The following is a 9374-nucleotide window of genomic DNA, read 5'->3' as shown; positions in this document are numbered from 1 at the left end:
TTCCGCGAGGACCAGCTCGATCAGGCGATCCGTGCTGGCCGTGGCGTTAAACATGGCGCGGTAGTGGTTTTCGCCGCGCGTTGCGACACCGGTCGCCGCGAGCGCCCGGGTGTCTTTGCAGATGTAACCGCCGAGGTCGTAGTCGAAGTAGTCGCGGAAGAACTGTAGAACGCGCGGCTTGCGGATGCTGTCGTCGTCGAGCATGCGGGTGACCTCGCGTTTCACATCCTCGCGCGTCCGCATGCGGCCATCGACGATCGACTGGCGAAGGGTTTCATCGGGTTTGATGTAGCAAAGAGCGTGGTTCACGGCGAGGCCGAGCTCCCAATCCTGCAGCATGACGCGGCCGTGCTCGTCCGACTTTCCGCCTTCCACCAACTCCGGTCGGAACAACGCGTCGCGATCGAGAAAGATCGACGACAGGCCCATCATGACGCCGTCTTTTTTGCCGACCTTGGCGATGCTGTCCTTCACGATTTGCAGGTAGCTGTCGGATTCCGGCTTGTTTGGTGGGCGGAAGGTCAGGGCTTCAAACAGATAGTCCACGGCGGCGCGCAGGCGTCCGTCAGTGACCTCCGGCTCCTTCATGCGATCGAGCACCGGCGTCAGCGGACGTACGACTTTGGTGTTGTAAACGATGGCGCTGGGCGTGCCGCGAATGTCGCCCTTGGGCTTGATCGAGTCATAGGTCTTGGGGTCATCCGTGATCTGCTCGGGAAAAGTCACCAGGCTGAGCGGCCCGTAGGCCATGTATTTCAGAATGTCCTCCGCCTTGCCGAGAATCTGCGTCGCTTCGGCGCTGTTGACCGTGTAGAAATCGGGGTAGTTCTTCAGGCCGACCTTCCGGGCCGAGGAAAGCACCACCGGCACGCTCTTCACAGCCGTGGCGTAGGCCACCGTGCCGCCCACGACACTGGTGATCCGGTCGATGCCAAAGTAGAGCTTCAGCTCGCCGCCGTGATTGGTGGGAACGACATCGCCGTGGGCGCGGAGGCCCGGCTTCGCGGGATCGTATTTGGGTTCGGTATTGATCAGTTCATTGAGCCGCGTGATGTGCTCCTGCGGCGTCACACGCCAGATGCGTGCCGGTGAGGAAGTCGGCGTCAGTTGGATGCCTTCCGGCAGCGGGCCAAAGAGCAGATCGTGACTGATGAAGTTGCCCTTTTTCGGATCCAGATGGGCGTGGAAGCCGCCCTTGTTCTTCATGACGCGTTGCAGTTCGTCCACGATCCAGTCGGAAAAACGCAGCCGGTCGATAACTTCGGGCTGGTCCTTCTTTTTCGGCGGCATTTCCTCCAGCGCGACCTGTGCCCACACGGACTTCCAGGTGGCGGCGTTGGTCTCATCCACCCGCGAGAGTTCGAGCAGGTTGAGATCACCCTTCTGGGTGTCGTTGTCGTGGCACTCGAAGCAATTCTGTTCGAGGAATGGCAGCGCGAAGTCCTTGAACTTCGCGCGAACGGGTTCGCCCGGCGTGTAGGTCTCGGCAGCCATCGCAGGCAGGACAAAACCAGCGCAGATCATCATCGAAATGAGCGAAATGCGGTTTTTCATTGGAGAGGTGTTGGCCCGGATGATCATGGGGTGGCTAGGGTGTGGTAAACTTCGCGGAGCAGTCAGTTCTTACCGATGCAGAGGACCTCTTTCATCGTGTGCATCCACAACCGGCCGTTCGCGTAGCTGAAGGAAGCCAGAGTCCAGGTTTCGCCTGCCGGTCCGAGGTCGTTGACCGCGACGAGCGCTTTCTCGTCGAGCGTTTCCGCAAACGCATCGATGACATAAACCGTGCCGTTCATGATCGGGAAAAATAGGTGGCGGTTGACCAGAATCGGACTCGCCGCGGAGACGTGGCCCCAGCCCGTGCCCTTGGCGCGTTTGTCCGGGGCAATGTCGATGCCGCGCGAGTTCTTCGTGTCGTTCGGGAGCGCCTCTTTGATGTTCCAGATGCGTTTCGGCTCCGGTCCGCCGACAAGCTGCGCTGGAACGCGCAAATATTCGGTCTTGCCGGTCTCGATGTTTACGCGGCCGATGGCAGTGATGTCGTGCGCGAGGAAGTAGTGCCAGTCGCCGACGACGATGTTGGTCTGATTCGTCAGCGGCATGCGGTTGCCACCTTTCAGAGCGATGCCCGACTCGCGCTTGCCAGTCTGCGCATCGGTGATGTCCACGTTTTTAGCGACATCTTGAGTCCGCAGAATCTCGCCCGTCGCGCTGTCGAGCACGAGGTGGTTGGATCCTTGGAACCAGAACACATGCTTCGCGTTCCAGTGTGAGTTGTAGGAGCTGTCGCCGTTGATCTCTCGGCTCCAGAGTGTTTTGCCGGAGTCGAGCAGGCTCAGGCTCACACCATAAGGTTTTTCCAAAGGCCCATGCCCGCCGCCGCGACCGTGAGCGATCGCCCAGCGTCCATCCGACAACTGCCCGGCCATCGGCGTGTTGTGGACGCAGGTTCCCGTTTCCTCGATCCACACGATTTTGCCGGTCTTTTTGTCGATCGCATGGAGGTAGGTCCAGACATCACGCGGCTCGATTCCTTCCGGCACCGGCTTGTGCCGCTCCAGTTTCTGCGCGGCTTCTTTGTTCCGCACTTCGACCGTGATGATCTTGTCGCCGACGAGGATGGGTTCGCATTCGCGGTTCGTGTGGCGGGTGCGCGGACGGAACTCGCGGAGCCAGACCGGTTTGCCGTCAAAGTCGAAGCAGCCCATCGAGCCGCAGCGATTGAAAAACCAGACGTGCTCACCGTCGGCGATCGGCGCAAACACCGTCGCGTCGCTGAAAATGCCCGCCGTCTGCACCGGGTCCGTTCCGGGAAGATCGACGGTCCAGAGAATCTTGCCCGTGTTCGCGTCGAGGCAGTAACCGACGATGTTGGGCTCAAGCCGGTCACTGGTGGCGTCCATCGGACGATGCGTCGTCACGAAGGCGCGATCGCCCCAGATCGTCACCGCACTTTGTCCACCTTCCGGCAGGGTCGTGCGCCAGAGAATGTTTTCACCAGCAACGACCGACCACTTCAGCGGCGGCTCGGCCCCTTCGACTTTCCAATTGAGATTCGGCCCGGACGCCTGCGGCCAGTGCTGCGCGCAGACCGTGGTCGCCAGAGCGAAGAAGCAAAGGAGGAACGTCCGAATCACACCAAGACCTCTCGGAGCGGGCCGATGCCGGAGTCGAACTTCGCGGCCATCTTCTCGCTCATGTTGTAGCGGTCGCAATTGACTCCGACGGACTTCAGAATCGTCGCGTAGAGCGCGTTGATCGGGCGCTTGCCGTCCAACTGGGTGAAGCAGCCGGTCTTGAAAATGCCGTTGCAGTTGCCGAGCAGCATCACGGGCCAGGTGGCGCCGCTGGTGTGCTGCGCGTCGGCGTTGTTGCTGGTGTAAACGATGAGCGTGTTGTCCATCATCGTGCCACTGCCTTCGGGCACGCTTTCCAGTTCCTCCATCAGCTTCACGAGCATGCGGCTGTTATACTGGCGGATCTTGATCCAGATCGGATTGTCCGGCTGTTTCATGTGGCCGAGGTTGTGGCCCTGCTCCTCGACGCCGATGCCTTTCCAAGAGCCGAAGATCTCGCCGCGGCCCGAGCCGATGGTCAGCACACTGGTGATGCCGGACTTGAGCGCCGAAACACCCAGATCGAGCAGCACATCGTGCCAGTCGGTTTCGAATTCCGGCTTCGTGTAGCGATCGTCCACCTTCGGCGCGAATTTGCGCAGATGATCGGAGACGCCGCTGAGGCGTCCCCGGAGACCGTTGATGTCATGGAAGCCCTGAACGTACTGGCCGTAGCGCGCCTGATCCGCCATCGGCAGCGCCTTGCCGTGCGCGGCGGCGAGCTGCTCGATGCGATCGAACATGCTGGAGCGCGCCTCGTGCTGCTTGCGAATGTCCCCCTGTGAGATGCCGCCGTAGAGCATCTGGTAGAGGTGGTTCGGATTCGAATGCATGAAGATCGGCTGGCCCGCACCGCTCGCCGAAAGGTTCGCGACCGTGGGCTTGGCCTTCATGTTGTCCATCGAGTCCATGCCGATGCAGAGATGCGGCAGCAGCGTTTCCGGCAGCACCTTGCTCAAGTCATAGTCAATCGTCGGACCGCTGGGCGGCACGCCATCGCTGCCGCGATAACCGCCGAGCGCTCCAAAAAAGGCGCTGTGCGACGGGCTGGTGTGGAGACCGTGCAGGCCGTTGATGATGTGCAGCCGCTCCTTGAAGGGCTCCAGCGCCTCGATGGGCTCGGGAAGCTTCGCCTTGGCCAGCGAACCGCTGCTCGTCATGCCCGCCGGAATGCAGGTCTTCGGATCAAAGCCCTGGTTCTGCATGAAGAAGATCACCCGCTTTGGCCCGCCGCCCGACACACGTGATGCGGCCTGACCGATGTTCGGAAACAACGGGGATCCAAAAGCCGCGCCTGCGGTGGCGGCCATTTGATGTAGGAGTTTTCTGCGTGAGATCATGCGTGGCGCGTAAACGTGGCGGGGTGGGGCAACTTTCATCTGGCGGGAAGGAAATGGGGGCTCCTCCTTGAGGCCATGACAGGGGAAAGCACCAAGGGTGCCACTCGTGGCACGTAGATTTCACCGGATTCCAGCGGTCCTAAGCACAACGGACAGAAGAAGTCCCGCACGAGAGCGTTGAAAACCCATGATGACACCCGGCTCCAACATCTCCCAGCTGCCCAAGGCGGCCAACACTCCCGGCACAGGCGCCACGCGCACCCGTCGCCTGCTTCTTGTCGCAGGTCTTTGTCTGGCATTCGGATCGCTGGCTCTTGCTGCCGCCGAACCGGTTTTTCGTGCAGGTGCGGCGACGAGCGACATCACGCCGTCGATCAGTGCCGATCAAAAGATTCGCACAAGCCGTCCACCTGCGACCCACGTTCATGACGAACTGCATGCCCGCTGTCTCGTGCTCGATGACGGGCAGGCGAAGCTGGCGCTCGTTGTGGTCGACCTGCGGCACATTTCTGCTGAGGTCGCCGCCAACGCCAAGCAGATCATTGAAGCGACCACCGGCATCCCGCCGCAGTGCGTGGTCATTTCGGCCACGCACTCGCACACCACGGGCGGCGTGAAACTGGACGAGGAAAAGAGCCAGGCCTACTACGATTACAGCGCGTTTCTCACCCGGCGGATTGCCGATGGCGTGCTGCGGGCACACAACCAACTGGAACCGGCGCAGATCGCCTGGGGCGTGGCCGAGGAGCCGACGCAGGTCTTCAATCGCCGGTGGTTCCTGATGCCTGACCGCGGCCCGGTCTATGGCGCGCACGACAACGTCGAGAAGGTCGATACCAACCCCGGCTACAAAGGCCTGCTGCGGCCTGCCGGCCCCGTGGATCCGCAGATCACTTTCCTTTCGGTGAAATCGACCTCAGGCAAACCGATCTCGCTGATGGCCTCCTATGGTTTGCACTACGTGGGCGGCGTGACGCCGAATACGATCTCGGCCGACTACTTCGCGATGTTCGCCGACCGCGTGGGCGAACTTCTCGGCGCAGACCGGCATCAGGATCCGCCCTTCGTTGGCATCATGGCCAACGGCACCAGCGGCGATGTGAACAATCTGGAGCGCTACTCCGATGAAGAACTGGCCAAGCGCGGTCCGCAGCCGAAGAAAAAGTATCAGCCTTTCGAAAAGGCCCGCGAGGTGGCGCACCTGTGCGCGGACAAAGTGATGGATGTGCACAAAACGCTCAAGTGGCACGATCATGTGAAGCTCACGTCGCTGCAACGCACGCTGACGTTTGAGCGACGCTATCCGACGAAGGAGGAAGTCGCGTGGGCGGAGTCGGTGAAGGCCAAACGAATCAAGCCGATGAGCACCAGCCGCTACAGCACTTACAGCACCGTGCTCGCTTATGCCTCGCCGGAAATGCCGCCGACCATTGATGTCATCGTGCAAACGCACCGCATCGGCGACCTCGCCGTGGCCACAATGCCGTTCGAGGTGTTCGCGGAAATCGGCCTTGAATTGAAGCAGCGCAGCCCGATCCGGCCGCTCATGAACATCTCCATCGCCAACGGTGCCCACGGCTACCTCCCGACACCCGAGCAGCACAAGCTCGGCGGCTACGAAACATGGATCGGCGTCAACAAGGTCCAACTCGACGCCTCGGTGAAGATGGTGGACGCGCTGGTCGAAATGCTCGGTGAGCTCAATGCGGTGAAACCGTGAGCCGCAGTCCTTTCCGTCAGGCGGCCGCTGCACTTTGACCCGCTGTCTTCGCCCGTCCGCGCCAGCGTTCGACGATCGAGAGCAACGTCACGAGCAGCGCCGGGAGGAAGGTCAGGGTGATGAGGGCGGTGAAGCCGAGGCCAAACAGGACGATGGCGCCGAGGCCGCGGTAGAGTTCCGTTCCTGCGCCGGGCAGGAGGACGAGCGGTGCGAGTCCCATCAGGGTGGTGAGGGTGGTCATGAGGACGGGACGCATGCGAGCTGCCACGGCCTCGCGCACGGATTCGAGAGCGGACTTGCCGGCGTCTCGGAAGTTTTCCATCGCACGTTCGACGATGAGGATGGGATTGTTCACCGCCGTTCCGAGCAGGATGAGGAAGCCGAGCATGGTGATCATGTCGAAGGGCTGGGTGATTGGTTCCAGCCCGATGGTGGGCAGCCATGCACCGACTTGATTCAGCAACCACAGTCCGCCGATGCCGCCGCTGATGCCGAGCGGCACGGTCAGGAGAATGAGGAAGGGATAGCCCCAGTGGCGGTAAATGATGACCAGCTGCAGGTAGCACAGCGCGACCGCGATCCACATGTTGCTGCCGAGCGAGGCGCGGGTGGCTTCGAGCTGGTCACTAGCGCCGGTGAGCGAGACGGAGACGCCTTCCGGCAGCTGACCGTTTTGACGCATGGGACGGATGATGTCCTGGCGCACTTTGGCGACGGCTGTTTCCAACGCGATGGATCGCGGAGGAATGATGTAGAGAGTGACGGTGCGGCGTCCGTCCACGCGACGAATCTGGGCGGTATCGACTTTCTCGGTGATGGTGGCCAGCGCTCCGAGCGGAAGCACGGTGCCCTGTGGCGTGTAGATGGGAAGATCCGACAGGCGATCCAGCGACTGGCTCTCACCGGCGGTGCTGAAGAGGTAGATGTCGATCTTGTCGTCGTTGAAATAGAATTCGTCCACGTAGGCTCCGTCGCTCAAGGCAGCGACGGCGAAGCCATAATCGCGTGTGTTGAAGCCGAGTTCGGCGAGCCGTTCCCAGTTCGGTTTGATCTCCAGCAAGGGCTGGCCCAGCGTCAGGGACGAGGGCGTGGAATTGATCTGCGCATGGTCGAAGGTTTCGCGGGCACGCTCGTAGATGTCGGCGGCGGCGCGGTAGAGCGAAGGCAGGTCGCGACCACTGACGTCCAGCGCGACTGCACGCGTGCCACCGTCGTTGCTGGAGATGATGGAGCCGCGCGTCGAGAAAGCGCGCATGCCCGGGAACTTGCGGAAGCGCTCGTTGATGATGTCCATGAAGGCATCGATGTGACCGGGATCCTTGGTGACTGCGATGGTGCGCATGGACTCCGGCTGGCCGATGAAGGTGATGCGGCTCAGCGCGGGAATCGCGGAGGTGCCTGCGTCGAAATTCGCCGGATCATCCTGCATGGCCGGAAGAAACTCCTTCTGCAACTCGAGCGTCACACGATGCATCTCCTGCAGGCTATAGCCCGGCGGTGCGATCATGGTGGAGAAGGCCTTTGCCTCCTCGCCTTCAGGCAGATACTCGGCGGGTGGCGTCAGAAAAAGAAAGGCGCTGATGGTCACTGCAAGAGTCAGCGCAAGGCAGGCGAGACGACGACCGGCACCGCGCAGAATCCAGTCGATGAACGCCGGAACGGTCGGGCGGTGCGGCTTTCGATTTTGGCGTGACTTGCTGTCAGGCAGATTCGCGTAGGCCACCGGCACGATGGCGACTGCGGTGACCATGGACATCAGGATGGAGGCGGAGATGGCGATGCCGATGTCGGAGAAAAGCTGCCCGGCTTCCTCATGCACGAACAACACAGGCAGGAACACCAGCACCGTGGTCATCGTGCCGGAAAGCACGGCGGCCCAGACGCTCATCACGCCCTTTCGCGCGGCCTCGCGGCGACCGAGTCCCGATTGTCGTTCGTGTTCGATGCTCTCAAGAACGACGATGGTGTTGTCGATCGTCATGCCGATGGCAAAGGCGATGCCGGCCAGTGAGATCACGTTGATGGTGCGGTTCAGCAGCAGCAGTCCGATGAATCCCGCGACCACGCAGACCGGCATGCCGATCACGCCGATCAACGTCGCCGATCCCGAACGGAGAAACAGGAACATGACCAAGGCGGCGAGCACGGCACCGATGGCGATGTTTTGCACGACGTTGTCGATCGAGTTCTCGACGTAGCGCACGTCGTCGTTCGTCAGGTCAATCTCCAGGCCTTCGGGATGAAGGATTTCTTCATTGATGCGATCGATCTCCGGCAGAACTGCCTTCTTAATCGAGATCACATTGGAACCCGTCTGCCGGATCAAACTGAGGCGGATGTTCGGCTCGCCGTCGGAGTAGGAAATGCTGCGCAGCTCCGCGTGCCCGAGCTCGACACGGGCGATGTCCTGCAGGCGAACGATGGCATCGCCGCGTCGCGCGATGATAAGGTTTTTGAGGTCTTCGAGATCCTTATAGCGGCCGATGGTGCGCATCAGGTAGCGGCGCTTGCCGCTGTCCACATCACCTGCGGAGATGTCGATGTTGCGTGCGCGGATGGCTTCGCGCACATCGCCCAGGCTGAGTTTCCTTTCGGCGAGCTGCCCCGGCTCGATGTAGATGCGGATCTGGCGCTGGGCTCCGCCGCTGAGACTCACCTGGGAGACACCGTCGATTCGCTCCAGCGGCGGGCGCACGTGGTCGTCGACAAAATCGAGCAGCATGTTGATGTCGTGCCCTTTCGGATTTCCCGGCAGCGGAACAACGCGAAAGGACATGAACGCATGATAGGAGAACGAATCGCTGCGCAGCACGGGCTCATCGACGTTCTCAGGATAAGCCGGCACCTGGCTGAGCGCGTTGTTGACCTCCAGCAGGGCGCTGTTCGTGTCTGTGCCGAAAGGAAACTCCAGCTCGATCTCGGCGCGTCCGGTGGAGGCGAGCGAGGTCATGCGCTGCAGGTTTGGCAGGCTGCGGAGATACTCCTCCTGCTCGATGAGGATCTCTTTCTCGATGTCCTGCGGCGTGGCGCCAGGCCACCGGGTGTCGATGGAAATGATGCGCGTCTCCAGATCCGGAATCATCTGCACCGGCACACGCATGGCGGCGACGATGCCGAGCAGCAGCACCATGGTCAGCACCACGGCCACCAGCGTGCCACGCTTGAGGAGATGGTCGATCATTGCGGCTTCGGATTCGA

The 9374-nt window shown here is 61.5% G+C and carries 5 protein-coding genes; 1 reads left to right on the top strand and 4 read right to left on the bottom strand.

Annotation, left to right across the window (positions count from 1 at the left end; genetic code table 11):
* The 3 genes from KDL09_RS04635 to KDL09_RS04625 all read right to left on the bottom strand — a co-directional run.
* Positions 1-1524: DUF1592 domain-containing protein (locus tag KDL09_RS04635; protein ID WP_345781069.1), on the bottom strand; the 1524-nt coding region annotated here is incomplete at its 3' end.
* A gap of 92 nt (positions 1525-1616) precedes the next feature.
* Entirely contained in the window at positions 1617-3137 is a 1521-nt protein-coding gene (locus KDL09_RS04630; RefSeq protein WP_294381978.1) for a PQQ-binding-like beta-propeller repeat protein, read from the bottom strand.
* Positions 3134-4456: a DUF1552 domain-containing protein gene (locus KDL09_RS04625; RefSeq protein WP_294381976.1), complete on the bottom strand. Its 1323-nt coding sequence runs from the start codon at positions 4454-4456 to the stop codon at positions 3134-3136. Before KDL09_RS04625 ends, KDL09_RS04630 begins: the two co-directional genes overlap by 4 nt.
* 187 nt (positions 4457-4643) lie before the next feature.
* Here KDL09_RS04625 and KDL09_RS04620 point away from each other — a divergent pair, with 187 nt between their 5' ends.
* Positions 4644-6176, top strand: coding sequence for a hypothetical protein (locus KDL09_RS04620; RefSeq protein ID WP_294381973.1), 1533 nt, complete (start codon positions 4644-4646; stop codon positions 6174-6176).
* Between the two features lie 16 nt (positions 6177-6192).
* On the opposite strand, the gene KDL09_RS04615 is transcribed toward KDL09_RS04620, so the two are convergent.
* A partial coding sequence (locus tag KDL09_RS04615; protein ID WP_294381969.1) for an efflux RND transporter permease subunit occupies positions 6193-9374 on the bottom strand: 3182 nt, incomplete at its 5' end.

The organism is Prosthecobacter sp. (assembly GCF_020439865.1).
Taxonomy (GTDB): Bacteria; Verrucomicrobiota; Verrucomicrobiia; order Verrucomicrobiales; family Verrucomicrobiaceae; genus Prosthecobacter.
The sequence above is the reverse complement of the archived record's forward strand: the minus strand, read 5'-3'. Positions and strand labels throughout refer to the sequence as shown.